This window comes from Pseudaestuariivita sp., from assembly GCF_052825805.1.
In genome coordinates this window covers 39,932-64,515 of record NZ_JBRBVB010000015.1, presented here as the reverse complement: position 1 = coordinate 64,515, position 24,584 = coordinate 39,932, and the positions used below count along the sequence as shown (strand labels likewise).

Genomic DNA, 24,584 nt, shown 5'->3' with positions numbered 1-24,584 from the left:
TCCGGTAACATCTCGCAATATCGTTTGATTGCGCGTATCTTTCGACATAACGCCGCGCGCGATACAGACGCGATAAAGAACGGCCGAGCAGAAGGAAAGACGCCCGCCCCATGTCCACCGCCACATCCACCGCCCTGATCATTCTGGCCGCGGGCCAGGGATCGCGCATGTTGTCGGATTTGCCGAAGGTCCTGCACAAGGTCGCCGGTGCGCCCCTGCTCTGGCACGCGATGCGCGCAGGCGCTGCGCTGGAGCCTGCCCGGCAGATCGTCGTGACCGGGCATGGCGGCGAAGAAGTTGCAGCCTCCGCCATGGCCTACGACGCAAGTGCCGAGATCGTCACCCAGTCCGAGCAGCTCGGCACCGGCCACGCCGTCGCGCAGGCCAAGGACCTGCTCGCGGACTTCGATGGCGACGTGATCGTGCTATACGGCGACACGCCTTTCATCTCCCCAGAAACCCTCGCTTGCATGGCCAAGGCGCGCCGGTCCCACGACATCGTCGTGCTGGGGTTCGAGGCCGCCGACCCCGGCCGCTACGGCCGGCTTGTCATGCAGGGCGTGACCTTGCAAAAGATCGTCGAGTTCAAGGACGCGAGCGAAGCCGAACGCACCATCACGCTCTGCAATTCAGGCGTGATCGCCGCGGAGGCCAAAACGCTCTTTGCCCTGCTCGAGAAAGTCTCGAACGACAACGCCTCGGGCGAGTATTACCTGACCGATGTGCCTGGTCTCGGCGCTGCCGAGGGGCTGACCGCAACCGCCGTGACCTGCGACGAGGCAGAGACACTGGGCGTCAACACCCGCGCGCAGCTGGCGGAGGCGGAGGCGGCCTTTCAAGCGCGCACCCGGGCGCAGATGCTCGAGGACGGCGTGACGCTCACCGCCCCTGACACGGTGCATTTCGCCTTTGACACCTATGTCGGGCGCGACGCGATCATCGAGCCGAACGTAGTCTTTGGCCCCGGCACAACCATCGAGACCGGCGCCACCATCCGGGCCTTCAGCCACGTCGAAGGCGCCCACGTCTCCCGCGGATCAATTGTCGGCCCCTACGCCCGCCTGCGCCCTGGCGCCGAGCTGGCCGAAGACTCGAGGGTCGGCAATTTCTGCGAGGTCAAAAACGCCGAGATCGGCGAAAGGGCCAAGGTCAACCACCTGTCGTACATCGGCGACGCCGAGATCGGCGCGCGTGCAAACATCGGCGCCGGCACGATCACTTGCAACTACGACGGCGTCTTCAAGCACCGCACTGTGGTGGGGCGGGACGCCTTTATCGGATCGAACACGATGCTGGTGGCACCGGTGAGCGTCGGCGCCGAGGCCATGACCGGCTCAGGCTCGGTGATCACCCAAGACGTCGAGGCCGAGGCGCTCGCGCTCGGACGGGCCAAACAGGTCACCAAACCCGGTCTCGCCGCGCGGCTGATGGAGCGTCTGCGCACGCTCAAGGCAAACCAGAAGAGCGCAAAACAAGAGGGCAAAGTCTGATGTGTGGGATCGTTGGTGTGCTGGGCGATCACGAGGTCGCGCCCATTCTGGTCGAGGCTCTGAAACGGCTCGAGTACCGCGGCTACGACAGTGCAGGCATCGCGACGGTGAACGGCACTACGCTGGGTCGCCGCCGGGCGGTGGGCAAGCTGGTGAACCTCAGCGACCTCCTCGTGCATGATCCGCTGCCCGGCAAATCCGGCATCGGCCACACCCGCTGGGCGACCCACGGCGCCCCGAACGAGGGCAACGCCCACCCGCACCGCGCCGGTCCCGTGGCCGTCGTCCACAACGGGATCATCGAGAACTTCAAGGAGCTGCGCGCCGAGCTTGCCACCCACGGCATCACGCCCGAAACGGATACCGACACCGAGACCGTCGCGCTCATGGCCGCGCATTTCATCGCGCAGGGCCTCTCGCCCAGGGACGCCGCCGAGCAAACCGTCGCGCGGCTCGAGGGCGCCTACGCGCTTTGCTTTCTCTTCGACCAGGAGCCGGACCTGCTGATCGCCGCCCGCAAAGGCTCGCCGCTCGCCATCGGGCATGGCGATGGAGAGATGTTCGTCGGCTCGGACGCCATCGCGCTGGCGCCGCTCACGGACCGGATCACCTACCTCGACGAGGGCGACATCGCCGTCATCACCCGCAATTCCTGCGAAATCCGCGATGGTGAAGGGCGGCTGGCAAACCGCCCCATGCGCACGATCCAGCTCGACACAACGTCGGTGGACAAGGGCGGCCACAAGCACTTCATGGCCAAGGAGATCGCCGAGCAGCCCGCCGTGATCGACCGAGCGCTGGCGCATTACCTGCAGGCCGGTGAGATCGCGATCCCCACCGACGCGCTTGATTTCACCAAGGTCGAACGCCTGACGATGGTCGCCTGCGGCACCGCCTTCTACGCCTGCCTGACGGCCAAGTACTGGTTCGAACAGCTCGCCCGCCTGCCGGTAGAAGTCGATGTCGCCTCCGAATTCCGCTACCGCGAGCCGCCGATCACGCGCGGCACGGTGGCGCTTTTCGTGAGCCAATCGGGGGAGACCGCCGACACGCTCGCCGCGCTCCGCTATTGCGCCGAGAAGGCCGACCGGATCGTGTCGGTGGTGAACGTGCCCGAAAGCTCCATCGCCCGCGAATCGGACCTCGCGCTGCCGATCCTCGCCGGGACCGAGATCGGCGTCGCCTCGACCAAGGCGTTCACGTGCCAGCTGACGGTACTCTTCCTCCTCGCGCTGAAGGCCGCTCAAGCGCGGGGCACCCTGAGCGAGGCACAGATCGCGGAGCATCTGGCAAACCTGCAGACCCTGCCGGGCCTCATCCAGCAAGCGATGGACCTCTCGGCACCGGTCAAAACCGCCGCGCAAAAGCTGGCCGAGGCGCGCGACATCCTCTTCCTCGGGCGTGGCCTCATGTATCCCTTGGCGCTCGAAGGCGCGCTGAAACTCAAGGAAATCAGCTACATCCACGCCGAAGCCTACGCCTCCGGCGAGCTCAAGCACGGCCCCATCGCCCTCATCGACAAGCATGTGCCCGTGGTGGTGATGGCCCCGCGCGACACCCTTTTCGACAAGACGGTCTCGAACATGCAGGAGGTCATGGCGCGCTCGGGCAAGGTGCTCCTGATCACCGACCGGCAGGGTGCGGCGGAGGCCGCCGACGGCACGTGGAAAGTGCTGCAAATGCCTCCCGTCTCGAACGTGCTGGCGCCGATTCTCTACGCGATCCCGGCGCAGATGCTCGCCTACCACACGGCCATCGCCAAAGGCACGGACGTGGACCAGCCGCGCAATCTCGCCAAGTCGGTCACGGTGGAGTAGCGGAGGCACCATGGGCAAGCAATTCGACGCACTTTCCGAGCAGCACATCGCGTTTATCAAGGCACAGCCGCTCTTCTTTTCCGGCTCAGCCGCCCGCGAGGGCAAAGTCAACGTCTCCCCCAAAGGCATGGATTGTCTGCGCGTCCTCAGCCCCACCCGCATCCTCTGGCGCAACCTCACAGGGAGCGGCAACGAGACCGCGACGCACCTCTCAGACAGCCCCCGCATGACGCTGATGTGGTGCTCCTTCGACCGCAAACCGATGATCCTACGCACCTACGGCACCGCCTGCGCGATCCACCGGCAAGACGCCGACTGGACGAGCCTAGACGGGCATTTCGCACCGGACTTCGCCGCACGCCAACTGTTCGATCTGAGCATCGAGATGGTGCAGACTTCCTGCGGCTACGCCGTGCCTTTCATGGACAATCCCCGCCCCCGCGACACACTCGTCAAATGGGCGGAGGACAAAGGCCCTGAAGGCGTCGAGACCTACTGGCAAGAGCGCAACACCACCACCCTCGACGGCATCCCCACCAGGATCGCGGAAAAGTCGCTGCCGTGACCGCCCCGCTCGACCGGATCAAAGCGCTCGGTGATCCGCAAAAGGCCGCCGAGATGGCCGCCTACCACAAAGCCCCGCGCACTTATCTCGGCGTGCCGAACCCAATCCTCGACGACATCGCGCGCGAGATGCGCCAGACCCTGACACTCGACACGCGGATCGCCGAAGCACAGACGCTTTGGGAAACCGACGTGCACGAGTCCCGGGTGCTCGCGGCCAAACTCTTCACCCAGGCGCGCATCCGCCCCGACGACGCGGTGTGGGAGACGATCTGCAACTGGGTCCCAACCTTCGACGCCTGGGCGGTCGCTGATCATGCCTGCATGGCAGGCCAGCGGCGCCTGATCGCAGACCCCACGCGCCTCGACATTGTCGAGACCTGGACCACGTCTGGGCACATGTGGGCCCGCCGCGCCGCGCTGGTGATGACGCTGCCCTGGACCAAGCAAAACCAACCCAAACCCGCCGAAGAAGAGGCCCGCGACCGCATCCTCGGCTGGGCGGCAATCTACGTGAACGACCCCGATTGGTTCATCCAAAAGGCCGTCGCCTGGTGGCTCCGCGAACTCTCCAAACACGACGCCCCCCGCGTCCGGTCGTTCCTCACCGCCCACGGCGACACGATGAAGCCCTTCGCCCGCAAGGAAGCCGCCCGCAAACTACCGGACTAGCCCTTGGCCCTCACAAGCCAGGTCCTTCTCTGGTTCCAAAATACCTCGGGGTCTGGGGCAGCGCCCCAGAGACCTGCCACCCATCCCACGGCAAGACCCTCTCGCGCGTAAGGTGGGCTGCAGCCCACCCTACCGCTCAATTCGACCGGTACACCTCGATCGTCGGCAACTCCGTCAGCGGCGCCTCGATCAGGCGCATCGCGGCCAGCGAAATCCGGCTGCCCGCAGTGGGCGCCCCGTCCAGCGGGATCAGGTCCACCGCCGAAGACTTGCCCGACACCTTGAAGACCACCCGTCCCTTGCCCGGCTCCTTGACCAGTGGCGTCTCGAGCCAGAACCCGGCGCGCGACGGATCCCCCAGCGACGCCACCGTCGTGCCAAGCAGCGTCTCACCGGTCGCCTGCGGAACCGCGGCGGCAACCTGACGCTCTTTCTCGGTGGTCACATCGAACTGCTCGGCCGTGCGCGCCTGCGCCGGCACGGCCCGCTCCACGGGGGGCACCACCGTCGTTTCGATCTCCTCGGGCGCCGGCAAGGCGGCGTCCGCCTCCTCCGGTGTCACCGTTGGCGCAGGCGCGGTCGCGACCGGCACCTCCGTCCTGTTGCGAAAGTCCGGCATCATCGCGCCTAGGTCGAGATTGGAGCAGCCCGCGGTCGCAAGGACGAGGGCGCACGGAAGAGCAAAACGTGTCATGCCGTAACCATACGCCCTGCTTGACACGCCCGCAATTGCCCCGATGCTGCACCCACGCCACTTGCGAGATTTTGCATGACCCGAGCCACCACCGTCCCGCTCATCGACCCGTTCGCACGCGCGATCACCTACCTGCGCGTCTCCGTCACCGACCGGTGCGATTTCCGCTGCGTCTACTGCATGACCGAAAACATGCAGTTCCTCCCCAAAAGGGAGCTTTTGACGCTCGAAGAGCTGGACCGCCTCTGCTCCGCCTTCGTACGCATGGGCGTGCGCAAGCTGCGCATCACCGGCGGAGAACCGCTCGTGCGCCGCAACATCCTGACGTTCTTCCAGGGCATGTCGCGCCATCTCGAAAGCGGCGCACTCGAAGAGCTAACGCTGACGACCAACGGCTCCCAACTGGCGCGCTTTGCCGGCGATCTCTATGCCGCCGGCGTGCGCCGGGTGAACGTCTCTCTCGACACGCTCGATGAGGAGAAATTCGCCCGCGTCACCCGCTGGGGACGCCTCGCACAAGTGCTCAAGGGGATCGAAGCGGCACAGGCAGCGGGCCTGCGCGTCAAACTCAACGCGGTCGCGCTCAAGGGCTTCAACGAGGACGAACTCTTCACCCTTACCGAATGGTGCCACACCCACGATTGCGACCTCACCTGGATCGAGGTCATGCCCATGGGCGACATGGGCGAGGAGGACCGCGTCGGCCAGTACTGGGCGCTCTCGGACGTGCGCTGCCAGCTGGCGCAGAACTACACCCTGACCGAACTCTCGGAGCGTACCGGCGGCCCCGCCCGCTACGTTCAGCTCGAGGAAACCGGCCAAAAGATCGGCTTCATCACGCCGCTCACGCACAATTTCTGCGAAAGCTGCAACCGCGTGCGGGTGACCTGCACAGGCGAGCTTTACATGTGCCTCGGTCAAGAAGACCGCGCCGACCTCCGCGCCCCTCTAAGAGCCTCGGAAAGCGACGGCCAGCTCGAAGACGCCATTCGCGCCGCCATCGACCGCAAGCCCAAGGGCCACGATTTCGACTACTCCCGTAATGAGGCCGGCGGCCAAATGACCCGCCACATGTCGCACACGGGGGGGTAAAAACCGGCCCACGCTCTGCGTGGCAATCGCTCCGGTGGAGCGATTGAGGTTTTTTACGGGCGGAGCCCAGGATACGACTGAACGTGCCTCCGGCATGGCAAACGCTCCGGGGGGAGCGTTTGTTGCGTTTTCGGGCGGAGCCCCGGAAAGCCTATCCATGCCCTCCCAATGGCAAACGCTCCAGCAGAGCGCTTGTTTCATCCACGGGTCGAACCCCGGACGTGACAAATCACGCGTACGCAGCTCCGAGGTCTTCCCGCGCCGCATCGATCCAATGATGCTGCAACCAGGCGCAAGGCCGCGAATACCTGATCCAGGACCCGCGATACCCCGCCACCGCCTCCGGCATCTTCGGCCGCCCGTGAAAACAGACCACCCGCGCATCCTCCGGCAAAACAGGATCGCGCAGGTAATTCACCGGAGGCAGCCCCAGGCAATCGTGCTTGAACGAGACGACCCACGGCTCCGGGATATAGGCGAAAGCCCCATTATCCATCGCCTTGTGCGACGTATACCGCTGCTCCGACCCGCGCGCCTTCTCGACCTCCTTGTAGGGATTCGCCGCCAGATCCTCGTACAAAAACCCGTGCTCTGCCGGATCATAGCGAAAGACAGACCCGTGCCCCGTCGGCCTGCCCTTACGCTTTTCCACCCAATCGTGACGCATCGCGACCTTGCCGGGTGCCATCTCCCAAATCTCATCGAGACTGCCGGTGATCACGACATCCAGGTCAAACCCCAGCACCGGCCCTGCCAAATCCGGGATCACCCCGCGCCGGAACAGCGACACCTTCCGCATCGCCCCCTGCCGGTTGGCAACCGCAAGAGCTGCCGCCATCGGCTCGGCAAAAGGCTCCACCGGCAGGTCCAGCACTTCAACCTCCGGGTGAAGCCCCCCCGCCACATCCGTCATGCACAAGAACCGCAAAGGCCCGGACAAGTGCCGCCGCACCCCCGAATAAAGCCGGTTTACGTACTCCGGCCCAAAGGCCGTGCCCCACTTGATACAGACGACAGTTGGCACAGGCCCAGCCTCTTCTCTAACCAGTCTCTTCTTCTGGCTAAAAATATCCCCGCTGGAGGCTCCAGCCCCCGGGCGCAAGCGCAAACGGACGAATACTAGGACGCCGCCGGCATCCGCATCTCCACAAGCTCCGCCCACCATGAGGCGCCCGCCGGGATCGCATCGTCGTTGAAGTTGTACTTGGGGTGGTGCACCGGCGCGCTGTCGCCGTTCCCGACGAGGATGTAGGCCCCCGGCCGCTCCTCGAGCATGAAGGCAAAGTCCTCGCCGCCCATCACCAAAGGCGCCTCCTCGCAGTCGCCGGCCACCTTCCTGGCCGCATCGATGGCATAACCGGTCTCGACCTCGTGGTTCGACATGACCGGGTAGCTGCGCTTGTAGTCGACCTTGGCCGTCGCGCCGAAGGCGGCGCAGGTGCTCTCGCAGATCGCCTTGATCCGGTCCTCGACGAGATCGCGGACTTCCGGCGCCATGGTGCGCACTGTGCCTTTCAAGGTCGCGGTCTGCGGGATCACGTTGAACGCCTTGGACGAGCTTTCGCAGGACGTCACCGACAGCACTGCCTGCTTGACCGGGTCGACGTTGCGCGAAACGACCGATTGCAGGGCGAGGATGATGTGGCTCGTGACCACTAGAGTGTCGACGGTCTCCTGCGGCTTTGCGGCGTGGCCGCCCTTGCCTTCGATCACGATCTCGAACTGGTCGGTGGCGGCAAAGAAGGCGCCCGAGCGGATCGCAAACGATCCGACCGGACGGCCCGGCCAGTTGTGCATGCCGTAGACTTCGTCGATGCCAAAGCGCTCCATCATCCCGTCGCCGCACATCTCCTTGCCGCCGCCGCCGCCCTCTTCGGCAGGCTGAAAGATCACCACGACCGTGCCGTCGAAATTGCGCGTCTCGGCGAGGTACTTTGCCGCTCCCAGAAGCATCGCGGTGTGGCCGTCGTGGCCGCAGGCGTGCATGGCGCCGTCCGTCTTGGAGGCGTAGTCGAGCCCGGTTTCCTCGTGGATCGGCAGGGCGTCCATGTCGGCGCGGAGGCCAATGACCTTGCCCGAGTCCGTCTTGCCCTTGATCACGCCCACCACGCCCGTGCGGCCAATGCCGCCGACAACCTCGTCGCAGCCAAAGCCCTTGAGCTTGTCCTCAACGATGGCACTCGTACGGTGCGTCTCGAAGAGGATCTCCGGGTTCTCGTGCAGGTCGCGGCGCCATTCGGCGACCTCGGTTTGCAGTTCGGCAAGGCGGTTGCGGACGGGCATGGGCTACTCCTTGAGGATGTCGATCAGGCGGCGCATGAAGGCTTCGCCCTCGTTTAGCTGCGCCACGGAGAGGTATTCGTTGGGCTGGTGGGCCTGGGCGATGTCGCCGGGGCCGCAGACGACGGCGCTCATCCCGGCGGCCTGGAAGTGTCCGGCTTCGGTGCCGTAGGACACGACGCCGCGTCCGTTGTCGCCGGTGATCTGGCGCACCAGCGCCTCGGCGCTGCCGTCCTCTTCGGGCTTGAGGCCGGGGACGGAGAACTTTTCAGTGAGCGTCACGCACGCCTCGGGGCGGATGGTCTGCATCTCGGCCTCGAGCTCAGCCACACGCGCCAGATACCGCTGCTTGGCCGCCGCCGCGTCGTCGCCCGGCACAAAGCGCCAGTCCATGGCGAAGCGGCAGTCCTTGGCGGTGATGTTGTGCGCGGTGCCGCCCTGGATCATGCCGACGTGCAGCGTCGTGTAGGGCGGATCAAAAACCGCGTCGATCTCGGACGGGGTCGCAGCGGCATAGGCCGCGTTCTCGCCATTCGCCCAGTCGATGAGCTTGGCGCCCGACATGATGGCCGACACACCCGTGTGCAGGAGCGAGGAGTGGACCTCGAAGCCCTGCACGTGGGTGTTGTAGCCAAAGCCGCCCTTGTGGCCGGTGATCGTCTTCATCATCGAGGGCTCGCCGATGATCGCGGTGGAAGCCTTGGGCACCGTTTCGGCCATTGCCTCGATCAGCGGTGGGGCGCCCGCGCAGCCGATTTCCTCGTCATAGCTGAGCGCGATCTGCAGGGGTCTCGTCACGCCGGAGCGGCGGGCCTCGACAAGCGCCCAGATGGCGAGCGCGTCGAAGCCTTTCATGTCGCAGGTGCCGCGTCCGTAGAGGAGGCCGTCTTTTTCGACGATGGTGAAGGGATCGGTGTCCCACGCCTGGCCGTCGATCGGCACCACGTCGGTGTGACCGGAGAGGACCACGCCGCCCGTCACTTCCGGGCCGACATGGGCAAAAAGGCCCTGCTTGATCGGCTCGTCCGCTTTGACGTGGCGGTGGGCGGGGATGTCGTGGCTTCCGAGGTAGTCTGCGACCCAATCGATCAGGGTGATGTTGGTGTCGCGGCTGACCGTGGGAAAGCTGACGAGGCGCTCGAGGATGGCGCGGGGGGTGAGGACTTCGGCGCTCATGCGGCGTCTCGGATTGCTTCGCCAAAAAAGATGAGCGTGCAATCCTCGTCGATCACGTGGAACTCGCGTTGGTTATAGTCCTGGTCGAAGGGCGCGCGGACACGGCCTTCGGGCAATGCGTCGAGGGCGGGCTTCATGGCGGCGTAGACGCCGTCGATGTCTGTTACGTCGATGTAAAAGGAGCCCTGTCGCTCGGGGTGCGTCAGATCGACCGTGGCGTCGACCTGCACCAGGCGCACGGCGACGTCGTCACGGCGCAGGAACGCGTAGTTGTCGGCCTCAAACCCAACTGTGAACCCCAGGCAGTCACGATAGAACGCGATCTGGGTGGCGAGCCGTGTGCAGGGCACAAAAGGCGTGATCTGGGTGAGACGCATGCGCGCTCAGTACCCGCTTTCGCTGGTGAGTACAAAGTGGCCGGGCGAGACTTCGCGGAATTCCGTCGGGGCGGGCTCATGGCCAACCGGGTGGATGGGCGACGGGATCGGTTTGAACTTGAGGTCCGATTCGGACTTGCGCCGGAGCGGATCTGCAATCGGCACCGCTTGCATCAGCGCCTTGGTGTAGGCGTGCTGGGGGTTCTCGAAGACCGCCGCGCGGGGACCGATCTCGACGATCCTGCCGAGGTACATGACGCCCACCTGGTGGGAGACGCGCTCCACCACCGCCATGTCGTGCGAGATGAAGAGGTAGCTGACGCCCAGCTCTGCCTGCAGCTCGAGCATCAGGTTCAGCACTTGCGCCTGCACTGACACGTCAAGCGCGGAGACCGCCTCGTCCGCCACGATCAGCTTGGGGTTGAGTGCAAGGGCGCGCGCGATGGCGATGCGCTGGCGCTGACCGCCCGAAAGCTCGTGCGGGTAGCGCCGCATAAAGGAGCGCGGCAGCTCCACCCGGTCGAACAGCATCTCGACGCGGTCCATGATCTCCGCGTTCGAGCGCCCGCCAAAGTTGCGCATGGGTTCGGCAACCTGGTCGCTCAGCTGCATCTGCGGGTTGAGGGAGGCGAAGGGGTCTTGGAACACCATCTGCATATCCGCACGGGCGCGGCGCAGCCTCTCGGGCGAAAGTGCCATGACGTCGGTGCCGTCTAGGTTTATTTTGCCTGACAGAGGCTCCACCAGTCGCAGGATGGACCGACCGGCGGTGGACTTCCCGCAGCCCGATTCGCCGACGAGGCTCAGCGTCTGCCCCTTGTTGACCGTGAACGAGATGTCCTCGACGGCGTGCACGTTGGCGACCTTGCGGCGGAAGAAGCCGCCCAGCACCGGAAAGCGCGTCGTCAGGTTTTGCACTGTGAGGAGCGGCTGATCGGTGCCGGGGATCGGCGCGTCGGATTTGAGGTCCTTGCCCAGCAGCTTCATCGGTTCGGGATGCGCCTTGCCGCGCATCTCGCCGAGCTTGGGGACCGCCGCCAAAAGCGCCTTGGTGTAGGCGTGCTGGGGGTTTTCGAAGATCTCCTCGACAGTGCCTTCCTCGACCTTGTTGCCGCGGAACATGACGACGACGCGGTCGGCCATCTGCGCGACCACGGCCATGTCGTGGGTGATGAACATCACCGCCGTGCCGGTCTCGCGCTTTAGGCGGTTCATCAGGGCGAGGATCTCGGCCTGGATCGTCACGTCGAGCGCGGTGGTCGGCTCGTCCGCGATCAAAAGGCGCGGCTCGCAAGCAAGCGCCATGGCGATCACGACACGCTGGCGCATGCCACCCGACAGCTCGTGCGGGTACTGCTCCATCCGGCGTTCCGGCTCGGGGATCCGCACTTGCCGCAGCAGCTCGGTGGCGCGGGCGTCCGCCGCTTTCTGGCTGAGGCCCTTGTGGAGGCGCAGCCCTTCGGTCAGTTGACGGCCGACGGTGAAGACGGGGTTGAGCGCAGTCATCGGCTCCTGGAAGATCATGCCGATCTCGTTGCCCCGGATGCCGCGCATGGCGCCGATGCTTTTGGTTGCGAGATCCTCAGGGCCAGCGCCACCCCGGTCAAAGAGCAGCGCGCCGTTGGCGATGGTGCCGCCCCCGAACTCGATCAGGCGCATGAGCGAGAGCGAAGAGACCGACTTGCCCGATCCCGATTCGCCCACGACGCACACGGTCTCGCCGGGATGCACGTCAAAGGAGACGTCCTTGACCCCCGCCACCGGGCCGTCCTTGGTCTGGAACTCCACCCGCAGCGATTTGAATTGCGCGAGCGGAGCAGAAGAAGGGGCGTCGAGCATGTCAGGAGCCTTGCGCGGGAAAGTCCATGCAAGCGTAGGGGCGTTCTTCGGAGGGTGTCAAATCATTGGTCAGGCACACGCGGCGTCCCGCATCTCCTCTGCCGTGATCTGCTGCACCGACGGGCGGGTGTTCACGCGCTGCACCCAGTCCCGCACCGCCGGGCGGTCCGGCGTCGCGTCCGGCATCCAGGCAAAGGGCGAGGCGAGCAGGAGGTCGGCCACGGTGAACCCGCAAGGCAAAAGGTAAGGCTGGCCGCCTGCAAGCGCGGCTTCGAGCCGGTCTGCCATCTCTTCGGGGCCACGGAACGTCGCGTGCAGCATCGGGTGCGTGAGCCCGGCGGCGTGGTTTACCAGCACCGGCTCCATCACTGCGCTGTAGTAGCTGAGCCAAGACAAAAAGGACCCACGGTCCGCGTGGCCGGGCGGGCAGATCGCAGGCGCGTCCGGAAACATCTCTGACAGGGCGATCAGGATCGCGGGGCGTTCCCAGATCAGCTGGCCATCAACGTCGAGCAGCGGCACCTTTCCCTCGGGATGCGAGTTCGCAGGGTCGGCCGCGCCGCTGCCGTCGCCCCGTTTGACCGAGACTTGCCTGAGCGTCACGTGCTCCGTCACCTCCATTTCGAGCAAGGCAGAGCGGATCGTGGAGGCGCGCGTGAGCGGCGCGTAATAGAGAATCGGCGGCATGAAAGGTCCTGTCTGGGGTGGCGTTGTGACCTGCAAACTAGCATGCGCCCCTGTCAGTTTCTTGCAGGACCAGCCGACCGTCGACACACGCACCACCGCCCTGCCCCAAGGAAGGCACTGGCAGAGCTGCGTTCTGCTTTCCCCGGCGCAAGGCTTGCTTTTTTCCCAAACTCTGTTTGTCTGGAAGGCAGGGGGTGCTGCGCCGGGCCATGGTCCGGGTCACGTATCACGCGTGGTAGCGCAGGAATCCACCCGACAAAAACGAACGCTTTGCCAATGGCTCATGTGGCTTGCGGCGGGCACCACTGGGAGACATTCATGACTTTGAAGTCAGTTCTGATGACCTCGGCAGCTGCCGCGGTATCGCTTGCGGGGATGGCCGCGGCCGAGCGTGGCTCGGATGGCGAGGTCAAGATCATCTATTGGCAGGCGCCGTCGATCCTCAACCCGTTCCTGTCGGGCGGCACGAAGGACGTCGAGAGCTCCTCGATGATCATCGAGCCGCTGGCGCGTTACAACGAGAAGGGCGAGCTGGTGCCTTGGCTCGTCGAAGAGATCCCCACGGTCGACAACGGCGGCGTGAGCGAGGACCTCACCCAGATCACCTGGAACATCACGCCGGGTCTGATGTGGTCGGACGGCACGCCCTTCACCTCGGCGGACGTCAAGTTCACCTACGAGTACTGCACCGATCCCGAAGGCGGCTGCGGTCAGATCACCAAGTTCGAGGGTGTCGAGAGCGTAGAGACGCCTGACGAGACCACCGTCGTGGTGACCTTTGCCGGCGCCACGCCGAACCCGTACGGCCCGTTTGTGGGCGGTGAGAGCCCGATCCTGCAGATGGCGCAGTTCGCAGAGTGTAAGGGCGCCGCGGCGCCGACCTGCACCGACCAGAACTTTGGCCCGATCGGCACGGGTCCCTTCGTCGTGGACGAGTTCAAGCCGAACGACGTGATCGTCATGTCCGCGAACCCCAACTACCGCGACCCGGCCAAGCCTGCGTTTGCGAAAGTGACCTTCAAAGGCGGCGGTGACGCCACCGCGGCAGGCCGTGCGGTGATGGAAACGGGCGAGTTCGACTACGCCTGGAACCTGCAGCTCGCGCCCGACGTGATCGCGCAGATGCAAGAGGGCGGCCTCGGCACGCCGGTCGCGGGCTTTGGCCCTCTGGTCGAGCGCATCATGCTGAACAACGCCAACCCCGATCCGGCACGCGGCGAGCTGCGCTCGGTCAAGGACGACCCGACAGGCCCGTCCGAGCACCCGTTCCTCGGCGATCCGGCTGTCTTCAACGCGATGTCCATGGCGATCGACCGCCCGCTGCTGGTCGAGATCGGCTACGGCCAGGCCGGCAAGGTCACCTGCAACTGGGTGCCTGCACCTGATGCGTTCAACTCTACCTCGATGAGCTGCGACACGCAGGACCTCGACGCCGCCAAGGCGATGCTCGAAGAGGCCGGCTATGTCGACCGCGACGGCGACGGCATCCGCGAGACCCCTGACGGGGTGAAGATGTCGATCCTCTACCAGACCTCCACCAACGCCGTGCGTCAGGACTTCCAGGCGCTGATCAAAGGCTGGTGGGAAGAGATCGGGATCGAGACCGAGCTGCGCAACATCAACGCATCTGTCTTCTTCGGCGGTGACCCGGGCTCGCCCGACACCTTCCAGAAGTTCTACGCGGACGTCGAGATGTACGCCAACACGTTCAACGGCACCGACCCGCAGAGCTACCTCGGCAACGGCCTGTGCGACAAGGCTCCGCGTCCTGAGACGCAATGGCAGGGTGAGAACATCTCGCGCTTCTGCTCGCCCGAGTTCGACGCGCTGCACGCGCAGCTGCGCGACACGGCGGGGATCGACGCACGTGCAGAGCTTGGCCGCCAGATGAACGATCTCGCAGTGCAGCAGGGTCAAATGATCCCGCTGGTGCACCGTGGCCGCCTGTCGGCACACGCCAACACCCTTGGCGGCGTTGTCCTCAACGTCTGGGACAGCGAGCTGTGGAACGTGGCGGACTGGTACCGCATCGACTCCAACTGACTCGCAACCGCGAGGCTTGCGTAGGGTGGGCATCGTGCCCACCCTACCTTTTTTGAAGATCGGCAGGGCGCAGGCAGGGGCAGCTGATGAGCATCGAGACCTATCTGCTTTACCTCGCCACTGTGGCGGTGTTCTTCGCCACCCCGCCCGGCACCAGCCAAATCCTGATCATGTCGACTGCGCTTCGTGTCGGCGCGCGGCGGGCCTGGATCACCGCGGCCGGCGATCTGTCCGCAAACACCCTTCAGATGCTGATCGCCGGCTTGGGTCTTGCAGCCCTCATCGCAAGTTCCGCCACGGCGCTGACGGTCATCAAGTGGGTCGGCGTGGCGTACCTCTTGGTCTACGGAATACGCATGTTTCTGTCAGACGCGCCCGATCTCTCGGCGTCTGCCTCGCCTGTCCCTGCGCGGCGGCTCTTCCTTCAGGGCTTTGTCACGTCCGGTGCAAACCCCGAGGCCGTATTCTTTTTCGCCGCGCTCTTTCCGCAGTTCATCGATCCCGGCGCTCCGCTGGCACCGCAGCTTTTGATCCTTGGCGCGACCTATCTGGTGATTGACGGCGCCGTGCTTGCAATCATGGCGGTGGCATCGGAAAGGCTGCTCTCCGGGCTGCGAAACCGCGGAAAAGCCTTGAACCGTATTGCCGGGGCGATGATGGTCGGGGCTGCAGTCCTGCTGGGTTTCAAAGACCCGGTACAACGAGAAAGCTGAAGGCGATGCTCACCTACACGATCCGCCGGTTGATCCTGTCGATCCCGACGCTTCTCTTTATCGCCCTGGTCATCTTCATGCTGCTCGAGCTGGCGCCGAGCGACCCGATGGCCCAGGTCCCGCTCACCATTCCCGCCGAAGTCAAGGAGCAGATGCGCGTCGCGCTAGGGCTCGACCAGCCGTCCTACATCCGGTTCTGGAAGTGGCTGGTGCAGATTTTCTGGATCGAGCCAAAGGTCTTTGTCGACTGGCTGACCAATTCCTCGACCCTCTTTGGCTGGCTGCCGGACACGTCCGTTTACGAGCGCTGCGTGGGCCTGTCGAACCTCGACACCTGCGATTACCGCGCGCTGAGCTGGCAGACGCGCTCGCCGGTCATCGACATCGTGCTGCAGCGCATCCCGCAGACGCTCTGGGTGGTCGGCACGGCCTACGTCGTCGGCATCCTGATCGCACTGCCCATCGGCATCTACTCGGCCTACCGCCAGTACAGCTGGTTCGACCAGGCCGGCACATTCGTCTCGATGGTCGGCTTTTCGGTCCCGCCCTTCTTTTCGGGCGTGCTGGTCATCATCATCTTTTCCGTCGGGCTCGGCTGGTTCCCGTCGATCTACGACACCACCCACGAGGTCACCGATTGGGCGAGCTTTAAGGTGCAGATAAACCAGATGATCCTGCCGGTCATGGTGCTGGCGCTGCAGATCACCGCGCAGATCAGCCGCTTCATGCGGGCCTCGATGCTCGACAACCTCAACCAGGACTACGTGCGCACCGCCCGGGCCAAGGGGCTGGGGGAGCGCACCGTCGTCATGCTGCACGTCCTGCGCAACTCGATGATCCCTGTGGTCACGGTGATCGCGCTCGGCATCCCGTCGATCTTTGGCGGCGCCATCATCACCGAACAGGTGTTCAAGGTGAACGGGATCGGCCAGATGCTGATCGGCGCGATCCAGGCCAACGACTTGCCGACGGTGCAGACGCTGACGTTCGTCTTTGCCTTCCTCATCGTGATGTTCAACCTGATCGCGGACGTGCTCTACGGCATCCTCGATCCGAGGATCCGCTATGACTGAGCCCGTGCCGTCCTCCCCGCTGCAAGACCCCGTCCCTGGTCCGGTCTCCGTCGATGGCGAAAGTGCCGTCCTGACCAAGCCGCCCCGCAGCCAGTGGTCCGAAGTGTGGGACCAGTTCAAGACGCACAAGGGCGCGCTCTTCGGCGCGTTCATCTTTCTGTTCATATCGCTGGGTGTCTTTATCGGCCCGCTGCTCTGGCGCGTCGATCCGACGTTCCTGCCGCAGGGGCGCGACTTTCTGAACCTGCGCGACACGCGGCCGATCTACGTGGCGCTCTGGGACAGCGGCGCCAAGGTCAACTGGGCGCATCCGCTCGGCACCGACAACCTTGGCCGCGATACCCTTGCGCGGCTCATGTTCGGCGGGCGTGTGTCGATCGCCGTGGGTCTCACGGCGATGGTCCTCGCGCTCTTTCTCGGCACCGCCGTGGGCGTGCTCGCCGGCTACTTCCGGCGGCTCGACGGGCCTTTGATGCGGCTCACCGACCTCTTCCTCGCGTTGCCGCTCTTGCCGCTCATCCTCGTCGCGTCACTGCTCTTCCGTGATCCGCTGGCAGCTTCGTTCGGCACCGAAGGCGGCATCTTTATCCTGATCGTGGCGCTGATCGGGATCACATCCTGGATGCAGACTGCTCGCATCGTGCGCGGCGACGTGCTCGCCTTGAAAGAACGCGAGTTCGTGCTCGCCGCCAAGTCCATCGGCACGAAGCCCGGCGCGCTGATCTCGCGCCACATGCTGCCGAACATCCTGTCGCCCATCATGGTTTCCGCCACGCTCGGCATCGCAACCGCCATCATCACCGAGTCCGCACTATCCTTCCTCGGGTTCGGCTTCCCGCCCGACTTCCCGACCTGGGGGCGTCTCCTCAACGACGGCGTCGACCGGCTCGTCAGCTACCCCGAGCGCTCGGTGCTGCCGGGCATCCTGATCAGCCTCGTGGTGCTTTCGGTCAACTACCTCGGCGACGGCCTACGCGACGCGCTCGATCCACGTATCCGCGGGCGTTGAACTTACGACTTGGAGGGGCCAGCCCCTCTCGCCGAAAATAGGATTTTCGACGTCCTCCCCGGGATATTTCTGGCCAGAAGAAGACACAGGACTGGCTCCAGCTTCTCTGGTTCGAAAATACCTCGGGGGTTTGGGGGCAGCGCCCCCATCATGCAACGGTCAGTCGCCGTCGATCTGGCGGCGGATGCGGCGCACCAGCAACCATACGAGAAGGACCACAGGCGGCGCGGCGAGGGCGGTGATGAGGCCCTTGGACATGCCCGTCATTTCTCCAAGAGGATAGAGCAGATACCCGGCGAGGCTCACCGCGTAGTAGCTGATCGCGACGATGGAGAGGCCCTCGACGGTCTTCTGCAGGCGCAGCTGGAGGTCCGCGCGGCGGTCCATGCTTTCGAGGAGCGACTGGTTCTGGGCGGAGCGTTCGACCTCGACGCGGGTGCGCAAGAGGTTGCCGGCGCGTTCGGCGCGCTCGGCCAGCTGGCGCATGCGGCGTTCGGTGGACTTCACCGTGCGCATGGCCGGGTCGAACCGGCGCATCATGAATTCCTGAAAGGTTTGGCGCCCGGCGAAGCGTTCCTCGCGCAGCACATCGATGCGTTGCGAGACGATGGCCTCGTAGGCGCCCGTCGCGCCGAAGCGGAAGGAGGTCTGGGCGACCATGCTTTCAAGATCGGCCGAAACGGCGAGGAGCGATTTGAGCGTGCCCTCGTGCGCGCCCGTGGGGCGGCTGTCGTCGGCCATGCCGGTGACCAGCTCGGTCAGCTGCGCCTCGAGGCCGCCCAGTTCGGGACCGATGTTGCGCACCTTGGCAAGGCCGAGCATGGACATCGTCTTGTAGGTCTCGATCTCGCAGAGACGCTGCACGATCCGCCCGACCCGCTGCGCGCCGGTCTCGGGCGCGGCAAAGACGGCGAGGCGCATGTGGCCAGCTGGGTCGATGCGGAAGTCGCCCGCGATAATCGCGCTTTTGTCCAGGATGCGGCTCACGGCGAGGCTTTCCGGCACGAACCAGTCGGTGATCTTGCGGCGGATGACGCTGTCGTCGGTCTCCACCTCGATGCGGATCAGCGCGGATGTGATACGCACGCCGGGTGCCTCGGCCAGCCAGTCCTCGGAAAAGAGCGCAAAGGTCGCGGCATCGAAGGGCGTCTCGGCCACCCCCTCGCCAAAGAGCGTGTAGGTCACGAACTCGGTGTGGCTCTCCCATTTCAGGAGGTGCTTGCCGATCTGGCCAAAGTAGTGCGTGGCTCCGGGCTGCGGGTGCGGCGCGCCGTGGCGGTCGAGCAGCTTGATGAGGTGCGCCAGGTCCTTGGACTTGTCCCGCGCAGGCGCGCCTTCCTCGGGTTTGATCGCCAGAAAGGCCGCGCGGCAGGGTGCGTTGAGCGAGGGGAACGGGCGCGCGTGCAGCTCGTTGGCGAGGGCATACCTGTTCGACAGATCGGCAAGGGGCATGGGCGCGGTCCTCAGCGGGGATGCGTTGCAGATAGAGGACTGGCGAGACGTGTAAAGGAATACATATGTATTCACAGAGCCTTAGAGCGAACGTGCCACGCAAACGAAAAAGGGCGGCGCGCAGATCGGCACACCGCCCTTTGTTTGTGCGTAAGGTGGGCACTGCCCACCCTACTTTTCTCAGCTGATCTTCGACAAAAGCGCGTCGAGCGATGCCTTGGCATCCCCGTAGAACATGCGCGTGTTGTCCTTGAAGAAGAGCGGGTTCTCGATGCCCGAGTAGCCTGTCCCCTGCCCGCGTTTCGACACGAACACCTGCTTGGACTTCCAGCACTCCAGCACCGGCATCCCGGCGATGGGGGAGTTCGGGTCGTCCTGCGCCGCAGGGTTCACGATGTCGTTCGAGCCGATGACGATCGAGACGTCCGTTTCGGGGAAGTCCTCGTTGATCTCGTCCATCTCGAGCACGATGTCGTAAGGCACTTTTGCCTCGGCGAGGAGCACGTTCATGTGCCCCGGCAGACGGCCTGCCACGGGGTGGATCGCGAAGCGCACTTCCTTGCCCTTGGCACGCAGGCGGCGTGTGAGCTCGGCGACGTTCTGCTGCGCTTGCGCCACCGCCATGCCGTAGCCCGGGATGATGATGATGCTGTCCGCATCTTCAAGCGCCTGCGCCACACCGTCGGCGTCGATGGCGACTTGCTCGCCCTCGACGGCCATCTGCTCACCCGCAGGGCCGCCAAAGCCGCCCAGAATCACGGAGACAAACGAGCGGTTCATCGCCTTACACATGATGTAGGACAGGATCGCACCGGACGAGCCAACGAGCGCGCCCACAACGATCAAGAGGTCATTGCCGAGGGAGAAGCCAATCGCCGCCGCCGCCCAGCCCGAGTACGAGTTGAGCATCGAGACCACGACCGGCATGTCCGCGCCGCCGATCCCCATGATCAGGTGGTACCCGATGAAAAGGCCCGCCAGCGTCAGCAGCACCAGCGCCCAGGAGCCCGAGCCGCTGAGGTACATGATCAAGAGGACCACCGACAGCACAGCTGCGCCCGCGTTGAGGAAGTGCCCGCCGGGCAGCTTCTTCGCGCCCGTGTCGACCTCGAACGGCAGCTTGGAGGAGGAGCCCGCAAGCTTGGCATAGGCGATGACGGATCCGGTGAAGGTCACGGCACCGATCCAAATGCCAAGTACCAGTTCGACGCGAAGGATGCCGATCTCGACAGAGGACTTCTTGGCGATCAGCTGGCCAAAGGCGGAGAGGCCGTTATAGACCTCCTTCGGCAGGCCGATAGCGGCAATGCCGTCCTCTTTGACGGCGCCCAGCACCAGCTCGTTCGCCTCGTAGATACCGCCGATGTAGTTGATCATGATGTCGGCGTTGAAGCCCACAAAGACCGCGGCCAGGCCAACCATCGAGTGCATTATGGCGACAAGCTCGGGCATTTCGGTCATCTCGACCTTGGTGGCGAGCTGGTAGCCCACCGCCGCACCGCCCGCGATCAGCACGAGCGAGGCGAGCCACAGGCCCGAGCCGGGGCCGAACAGCGTCGCCAGAACCGCAATCGCCATGCCGACGATGCCGTACCACACCGCGCGTTTCGCGCTCTCCTGCCCCGACAACCCGCCAAGCGACAGGATGAAGAGGACGCCCGCGACCACATAGGCCGCAATCGTGAATGCGTTTTCCATTGCCCTGCCCCTTTAGGATTTCTGGAACATGGCGAGCATGCGCCGTGTCACGAGGAAGCCGCCGAAGATGTTCACCGACGCCATAAAGATACCAAGCCCCGCGAGCAGCGTGATCAGCAAACTCGACGAGCCGATCTGAATGAGCGCGCCCAGGATGATGATCGAGGAGATCGCGTTGGTCACCGCCATGAGCGGCGTGTGTAGCGAATGCGCCACGTTCCAGATCACCTGGAAGCCGATAAAGACCGACAGCACGAACACGATGAAGTGCTGCATAAAGCTGGCCGGCATGCCCGGGATCAGGCCCACGCCCAGCACCAGCGCCGCACCGATGGCCAGAAGCGCCACCTGGTTCTTGGTCTGCGCCTTGAACGCGGCGACCTCGGCCTCGCGCTTTTCTTCAGGCGTCAGCTCCTTGGGCGCTTCTTTCTTGGGCTGCGCGGCGATGGCGGCCACTTTTGGCGGTGGCGGCGGGAAGGTGACTTCCTTGTCGAAGGTCACCGTCGCGCCGCGGATCACGTCATCTTCCATGTTGTGGTCGATGACGCCGTCTTTCTCGGGCGTCAGATCCGTCAGCATGTGCCGGATGTTGGTCGCATAAAGCGTCGAGGATTGCGTCGCCATGCGGGAGACGAGGTCGGTGTAGCCGATCACCGTCACGCCGTTGTCGCTGACGATCTTCTCGTCCTTGACGGTCAGCTCGCAGTTGCCGCCACGCTCCGCCGCGAGGTCGACGATGACAGAGCCCGGCTTTTGCATCTCGACCATGTCCTTGGTCCAGAGCACCGGCGCGTCGCGGCCGGGGATGAGCGCGGTCGTGATGACGATGTCCATCTCGGGCGCCAGCTCGCGGAACTTGGCGAGCTGTGCTTCGCGGAACTCAGGGGAGGACGGGGCCGCATAGCCGCCCGTCGCTGCGCCGTCCTGCGCTGCCTCTTCGAACTCGAGGAAGACGAACTCGGCGCCCATGGACTCGATCTGCTCGGCCACTTCGGGACGCACGTCGAAGGCGTAGGTGATGGCGCCGAGCGAGGTGGATGTGCCGATGGCGGCAAGACCTGCAACGCCCGCGCCGACGACGAGGACCTTGGCAGGCGGGACCTTACCCGCAGCAGTCACCTGACCGGTGAAGAAGCGGCCAAAGTTGTTGCCCGCCTCGATCACCGCGCGGTAGCCGCCGATGTTGGCCATGGAGCTGAGCGCGTCCATTTTTTGCGCGCGCGAGATGCGCGGGACCATGTCCATCGCGATGGTGCGCACGCCTTTGTCCGCGAGCTCCTTCATCAGCGCTTCGTTCTGGGCGGGCCAGAAGAAGGAAATGATCGTCTGCCCTTCGGAGAGCATCTTGACCTCGGCGGGCTCGGGGCCGCGCACCTTGGTGATGATCTCGGAGCCGGCGTAGAGCGCCTTGGCGTCCTTGACGACCTCGACGCCCGCCTCTTCGTAGGCGGCGTCAGTGAAGCCGGCCTTGATCCCGGCGCCCGATTGCACGAGGCAGTCATGCCCCAGCTTCTGCAGCTGTTTGGCGCTGTCCGGTGTCAGCGCGACTCGCGCCTCACCCTCGAACAGCTCTGTTGGAGTCCCGATCTTCACGTGGCTCGCCCCCTTTTCATCGTCCGCTGTGGTTGCGACGGTTTGCGCAACATTATTACCCGCGCACGTAGCGCGGTGCGGCAAAAAGTACAATCCACCCGCGGCAAAGGCCGCGCAGGTGGGGCGGATTTGTGTAAATGTTGAGCAGCACGCGATAATTTGGCTTTGTAGGCCGCGGGAGGAGACAAAAGTCCATGGTATTCAATGGCATACACGCGCTTGTCACCGGCGGCGGCACGGGAATCGGCCTTGGCATCGCCCGGGCGCTTGCGGCGGAAGGCGCGGAGGTCACCATCACCGGGCGCCGGCTCGAGGTCTTGGAAGAGATTGCCGGCAAAGGGCTGCACCCGCTGCAGATGGACGTGACGGACGAGGCAGGCACGGTCGCCGCGATCAAAGCCGCCGTCGCTGCGCGCGGGCCGATCCAGATTTGCGTGGCCAATGCCGGGATCGCCGAGGGACGCGCGCTGCACAAGACCGATACGGAGTTCTGGCGGCGCATCATGGCGACCAACCTTGACGGGGCGATGGTGACGATCCGGGAGAGTCTGGCCTCGATGCGGCAGGCGGAGTGGGGGCGGGTCATCGCCGTCAGCTCCATCGCCGGGCTTCGAGGACTGAAGGGCGCGAGCGCCTATACGGCGTCGAAACACGGGCTCATCGGGCTGATCCGGGGCCTGAGCGAAGATTATGCGGGCAGCGCCATCACGTTCAACGCGCTCTGTCCGGGATATGTCGACACCGACATCGTGGCGCGCAATGTCACGGCAATCTCAGAGCGCGCGGGCGTCAGCACCGAGGACGCGCTGGGGCTCATGGTCAACGAGAACAAGCACCGCAGGTTGATCGCGGTGGACGAGGTCGCACAGGCCGCGCTCTGGCTATGCCATCCAAATTCGGCCAGCGTAAATGGTCAGGCAATTGAAATTTTTGGTGGACAAACATGACGTTACGCGAATTGTCTCATGTATCGCATCAATTGCCTTATTTCTGCCATAATTGACTACGATACAGTGACGATCCAGCCACACTGGCAGATGCGGGGTTTCGATTTCCCTCGGCACGTACCAGCCCGCATCGCCCATGAGGCCACCATAACAAAAAAATCGGGCACAAGACTTCAGGCGGTTTTCAACCGCCTGCCCTGCCCCGGTTTGTTTGCTCTTGCCGGTTTGCTGGGACTTTTCAGCTATCGTTGGACTACCTGTTCTAGCTTACTTGAGACCTCGAGATACGTCGGGCATCGTCAACATGTTATCCAGAGACGGAAGTGCACGCGCCGTCTCGCGGGGTGGCGCAATCGCGCCGCCCGTTTTGCTGGAGGCAAAACTTCGGTTTGACGGGGGCGGGTCATGCCGGAGGCATGCCTTCGGCATGACGCGGCCTGACGGTGCCCGTCAGGCGGACGCTTTGAATTGAGCGGTTTGTATTGGGCTGCAGGTCGTTCGCCTCAGCCCGCCTCTTTCAGCTTAACGGCCGCTCCTGCCAGCTTTCCAGCGGACCACGCGCGCGCTGCATCGCCAAAAGCCGCAAAGAGCGGGCGGGAGACCGGGTCCTCGGCGGCGCGGTACTCGGGATGCCATTGCACCGAAATCGCAAAGCCCCGCGCGCCCTCGATGTAGGTGGCCTCCGGCGTGCCGTCGGGCGCCCATCCGTCGATCACCACCCGCGCGCCGGGTGTGTCGATCCCCTGCCCGTGCAGCGTGTTGGTCATCACCTTTTCGGCGCCCAACATCCGGTGAAAGATGCCGCCCGGCGTGAAGCGCACCGCATGGCGTAGGGCGAACTTTTCCTCGAGCGTGCCGTCGGGCGGCATCCGGTGGTTGTCGCGTCCCGGCAGGTCGCGGATTTCGGGGTGCAGCGTGCCACCCATGGCGACGTTGACCTCCTGAAAGCCCCGGCAGATCGCGAGGAAGGGCTGGCCGCGCTCCACCAGCGCCCGCACCAGGGGCAGCGCGATCGCGTCGCGTGCCCGGTCGAACTCTCCGTGCGCGGGCGTCTCGGCCTGTCCGTATTCCTCCGGGTGCACGTTGGGGCGTCCGCCGGTGAAGAGAACGCCGTCACAGCAGTCGAGCAGCTCGCCCACTTGCGTGAACCGCGGATCGGACGGGATGATGAGCGGCATGCACCCGGCGGCCTCGGCGACGGCGGCGCAATTCATCTCGCCCGCGGACTGCGCGGGGTACTGATCGTTGATCAGGTATTGGTTCCCGATGATACCGACGACAGGCCGCGACATGGGCTCCTCCGACTTGGGGCTGGCTGCGAGATGCGTGCAGCTAGCATATCGGGGGTTTTCGCGGGGTAAAGCGGAT

The 24,584-nt window shown here is 64.8% G+C and carries 21 protein-coding genes; 10 read left to right on the top strand and 11 right to left on the bottom strand.

Going from position 1 to position 24,584, the window contains the following annotated elements:
• Positions 1-110 precede the first annotated feature (110 nt).
• Genes glmU through ACU0B3_RS16335 form a run of 4 tightly spaced genes read left to right on the top strand, consistent with a single transcriptional unit; the run spans position 111 to position 4,543 of the window.
• Positions 111-1,490, top strand: a complete 1,380-nt coding sequence (gene glmU, locus ACU0B3_RS16350; protein WP_446261945.1) for a bifunctional UDP-N-acetylglucosamine diphosphorylase/glucosamine-1-phosphate N-acetyltransferase GlmU — start codon at positions 111-113, stop codon at positions 1,488-1,490.
• Positions 1,490-3,307 (top strand): glutamine--fructose-6-phosphate transaminase (isomerizing), encoded by a 1,818-nt coding sequence (gene glmS, locus ACU0B3_RS16345; RefSeq protein ID WP_446261944.1) that lies wholly within the window; start codon positions 1,490-1,492, stop codon positions 3,305-3,307. Before glmU ends, glmS begins: the two co-directional genes overlap by 1 nt.
• A 10-nt stretch (positions 3,308-3,317) precedes the next feature.
• Positions 3,318-3,872 (top strand): pyridoxamine 5'-phosphate oxidase family protein, encoded by a 555-nt coding sequence (locus ACU0B3_RS16340; protein ID WP_446261943.1) that lies wholly within the window; start codon positions 3,318-3,320, stop codon positions 3,870-3,872.
• Positions 3,869-4,543, top strand: a complete 675-nt coding sequence (locus ACU0B3_RS16335) for a DNA alkylation repair protein (protein ID WP_446261942.1) — start codon at positions 3,869-3,871, stop codon at positions 4,541-4,543. Before ACU0B3_RS16340 ends, ACU0B3_RS16335 begins: the two co-directional genes overlap by 4 nt.
• Positions 4,544-4,679: 136 nt before the next feature.
• On the opposite strand, the gene ACU0B3_RS16330 is transcribed toward ACU0B3_RS16335, so the two are convergent.
• On the bottom strand, positions 4,680-5,237 hold the full coding sequence (locus tag ACU0B3_RS16330) for a hypothetical protein (protein ID WP_446261941.1): 558 nt from the start codon (positions 5,235-5,237) through the stop codon (positions 4,680-4,682).
• Positions 5,238-5,312: 75 nt separating this feature from the next.
• On the opposite strand from ACU0B3_RS16330, the gene moaA reads away from it, so the two are divergent.
• Positions 5,313-6,329, top strand: a complete 1,017-nt coding sequence (moaA, locus tag ACU0B3_RS16325; protein ID WP_446261940.1) for a GTP 3',8-cyclase MoaA — start codon at positions 5,313-5,315, stop codon at positions 6,327-6,329.
• A gap of 229 nt (positions 6,330-6,558) precedes the next feature.
• Here moaA and ACU0B3_RS16320 read toward each other — a convergent pair whose 3' ends face one another.
• The 6 genes from ACU0B3_RS16320 to ACU0B3_RS16295 form a co-directional block, all read right to left on the bottom strand.
• Positions 6,559-7,242 (bottom strand): glycosyl transferase, encoded by a 684-nt coding sequence (locus tag ACU0B3_RS16320; protein ID WP_446261939.1) that lies wholly within the window; start codon positions 7,240-7,242, stop codon positions 6,559-6,561.
• A 206-nt stretch (positions 7,243-7,448) separates the two neighbouring features.
• Positions 7,449-8,612 carry a M20 aminoacylase family protein gene (locus tag ACU0B3_RS16315; RefSeq protein ID WP_446261938.1) on the bottom strand — a complete coding sequence of 388 codons (1,164 nt, stop codon included), beginning with the start codon at positions 8,610-8,612 and terminating at the stop codon, positions 7,449-7,451.
• 3 nt (positions 8,613-8,615) lie between these two features.
• Positions 8,616-9,785: an acetylornithine deacetylase gene (gene argE, locus ACU0B3_RS16310; protein ID WP_446261937.1), complete on the bottom strand. Its 1,170-nt coding sequence runs from the start codon at positions 9,783-9,785 to the stop codon at positions 8,616-8,618.
• Positions 9,782-10,162 carry a bleomycin resistance protein gene (locus ACU0B3_RS16305; RefSeq protein WP_446261936.1) on the bottom strand — a complete coding sequence of 127 codons (381 nt, stop codon included), beginning with the start codon at positions 10,160-10,162 and terminating at the stop codon, positions 9,782-9,784. The genes argE and ACU0B3_RS16305 overlap by 4 nt, the downstream gene beginning before the upstream one ends.
• A 6-nt stretch (positions 10,163-10,168) precedes the next feature.
• On the bottom strand, positions 10,169-12,001 hold the full coding sequence (locus tag ACU0B3_RS16300) for an ABC transporter ATP-binding protein (RefSeq protein ID WP_446261935.1): 1,833 nt from the start codon (positions 11,999-12,001) through the stop codon (positions 10,169-10,171).
• Between the two features lie 69 nt (positions 12,002-12,070).
• On the bottom strand, positions 12,071-12,688 hold the full coding sequence (locus ACU0B3_RS16295) for a glutathione S-transferase family protein (RefSeq protein ID WP_446261934.1): 618 nt from the start codon (positions 12,686-12,688) through the stop codon (positions 12,071-12,073).
• Between the two features lie 318 nt (positions 12,689-13,006).
• Between ACU0B3_RS16295 and ACU0B3_RS16290 the strand changes: the two genes are divergently transcribed.
• The 4 genes from ACU0B3_RS16290 (at position 13,007) to ACU0B3_RS16275 (ending at position 17,526) form a co-directional block, all read left to right on the top strand.
• Entirely contained in the window at positions 13,007-14,731 is a 1,725-nt protein-coding gene (locus ACU0B3_RS16290; protein WP_446261933.1) for a peptide ABC transporter substrate-binding protein, read from the top strand.
• 86 nt (positions 14,732-14,817) lie between these two features.
• Positions 14,818-15,444, top strand: coding sequence for a LysE family translocator (locus ACU0B3_RS16285; protein WP_446261932.1), 627 nt, complete (start codon positions 14,818-14,820; stop codon positions 15,442-15,444).
• A gap of 5 nt (positions 15,445-15,449) precedes the next feature.
• Positions 15,450-16,517, top strand: coding sequence for an ABC transporter permease (locus ACU0B3_RS16280; protein WP_446261931.1), 1,068 nt, complete (start codon positions 15,450-15,452; stop codon positions 16,515-16,517).
• Complete coding sequence (locus tag ACU0B3_RS16275; RefSeq protein ID WP_446261930.1) at positions 16,510-17,526, top strand: ABC transporter permease; 1,017 nt, start codon at positions 16,510-16,512, stop codon at positions 17,524-17,526. Before ACU0B3_RS16280 ends, ACU0B3_RS16275 begins: the two co-directional genes overlap by 8 nt.
• A gap of 159 nt (positions 17,527-17,685) precedes the next feature.
• On the opposite strand, the gene ACU0B3_RS16270 is transcribed toward ACU0B3_RS16275, so the two are convergent.
• From ACU0B3_RS16270 to ACU0B3_RS16260, 3 genes are all read right to left on the bottom strand, one after another.
• Positions 17,686-18,978, bottom strand: a complete 1,293-nt coding sequence (locus ACU0B3_RS16270; RefSeq protein WP_446261929.1) for a DUF3422 family protein — start codon at positions 18,976-18,978, stop codon at positions 17,686-17,688.
• A 180-nt stretch (positions 18,979-19,158) separates the two neighbouring features.
• Positions 19,159-20,676: an NAD(P)(+) transhydrogenase (Re/Si-specific) subunit beta gene (locus ACU0B3_RS16265; RefSeq protein ID WP_446261928.1), complete on the bottom strand. Its 1,518-nt coding sequence runs from the start codon at positions 20,674-20,676 to the stop codon at positions 19,159-19,161.
• A 12-nt stretch (positions 20,677-20,688) separates the two neighbouring features.
• The gene (locus ACU0B3_RS16260) at positions 20,689-22,269 is read right to left on the bottom strand and encodes a Re/Si-specific NAD(P)(+) transhydrogenase subunit alpha (protein WP_446261927.1); all 1,581 of its coding nucleotides are present in this window, start codon (positions 22,267-22,269) and stop codon (positions 20,689-20,691) included.
• Positions 22,270-22,463: 194 nt separating this feature from the next.
• On the opposite strand from ACU0B3_RS16260, the gene ACU0B3_RS16255 reads away from it, so the two are divergent.
• Positions 22,464-23,216, top strand: coding sequence for an SDR family NAD(P)-dependent oxidoreductase (locus tag ACU0B3_RS16255; RefSeq protein ID WP_446261926.1), 753 nt, complete (start codon positions 22,464-22,466; stop codon positions 23,214-23,216).
• Between the two features lie 503 nt (positions 23,217-23,719).
• Here ACU0B3_RS16255 and ACU0B3_RS16250 read toward each other — a convergent pair.
• Positions 23,720-24,508, bottom strand: a complete 789-nt coding sequence (locus ACU0B3_RS16250; RefSeq protein ID WP_446261925.1) for a gamma-glutamyl-gamma-aminobutyrate hydrolase family protein — start codon at positions 24,506-24,508, stop codon at positions 23,720-23,722.
• Positions 24,509-24,584 lie beyond the last annotated feature (76 nt).

Bases quoted from the DNA above. Each gene is read 5' to 3' on its own strand.
- glmU (WP_446261945.1), top strand. From the start codon at position 111: ATGTCCACCGCCACATCCACCGCCCTGATCATTCTGGCCGCGGGCCAG.
- glmS (WP_446261944.1), top strand. From the start codon at position 1,490: ATGTGTGGGATCGTTGGTGTGCTGGGCGATCACGAGGTCGCGCCCATT.
- ACU0B3_RS16340 (WP_446261943.1), top strand. From the start codon at position 3,318: ATGGGCAAGCAATTCGACGCACTTTCCGAGCAGCACATCGCGTTTATC.
- ACU0B3_RS16330 (WP_446261941.1), bottom strand. From the start codon at position 5,237: ATGACACGTTTTGCTCTTCCGTGCGCCCTCGTCCTTGCGACCGCGGGC.
- moaA (WP_446261940.1), top strand. From the start codon at position 5,313: ATGACCCGAGCCACCACCGTCCCGCTCATCGACCCGTTCGCACGCGCG.
- ACU0B3_RS16320 (WP_446261939.1), bottom strand. From the start codon at position 7,242: ATGACGGATGTGGCGGGGGGGCTTCACCCGGAGGTTGAAGTGCTGGAC.
- ACU0B3_RS16315 (WP_446261938.1), bottom strand. From the start codon at position 8,612: ATGCCCGTCCGCAACCGCCTTGCCGAACTGCAAACCGAGGTCGCCGAA.
- argE (WP_446261937.1), bottom strand. From the start codon at position 9,785: ATGAGCGCCGAAGTCCTCACCCCCCGCGCCATCCTCGAGCGCCTCGTC.
- ACU0B3_RS16305 (WP_446261936.1), bottom strand. From the start codon at position 10,162: ATGCGTCTCACCCAGATCACGCCTTTTGTGCCCTGCACACGGCTCGCC.
- ACU0B3_RS16300 (WP_446261935.1), bottom strand. From the start codon at position 12,001: ATGCTCGACGCCCCTTCTTCTGCTCCGCTCGCGCAATTCAAATCGCTG.
- ACU0B3_RS16295 (WP_446261934.1), bottom strand. From the start codon at position 12,688: ATGCCGCCGATTCTCTATTACGCGCCGCTCACGCGCGCCTCCACGATC.
- ACU0B3_RS16290 (WP_446261933.1), top strand. From the start codon at position 13,007: ATGACTTTGAAGTCAGTTCTGATGACCTCGGCAGCTGCCGCGGTATCG.
- ACU0B3_RS16285 (WP_446261932.1), top strand. From the start codon at position 14,818: ATGAGCATCGAGACCTATCTGCTTTACCTCGCCACTGTGGCGGTGTTC.
- ACU0B3_RS16280 (WP_446261931.1), top strand. From the start codon at position 15,450: ATGCTCACCTACACGATCCGCCGGTTGATCCTGTCGATCCCGACGCTT.
- ACU0B3_RS16275 (WP_446261930.1), top strand. From the start codon at position 16,510: ATGACTGAGCCCGTGCCGTCCTCCCCGCTGCAAGACCCCGTCCCTGGT.
- ACU0B3_RS16270 (WP_446261929.1), bottom strand. From the start codon at position 18,978: ATGCCCCTTGCCGATCTGTCGAACAGGTATGCCCTCGCCAACGAGCTG.
- ACU0B3_RS16265 (WP_446261928.1), bottom strand. From the start codon at position 20,676: ATGGAAAACGCATTCACGATTGCGGCCTATGTGGTCGCGGGCGTCCTC.
- ACU0B3_RS16255 (WP_446261926.1), top strand. From the start codon at position 22,464: ATGGTATTCAATGGCATACACGCGCTTGTCACCGGCGGCGGCACGGGA.
- ACU0B3_RS16250 (WP_446261925.1), bottom strand. From the start codon at position 24,508: ATGTCGCGGCCTGTCGTCGGTATCATCGGGAACCAATACCTGATCAAC.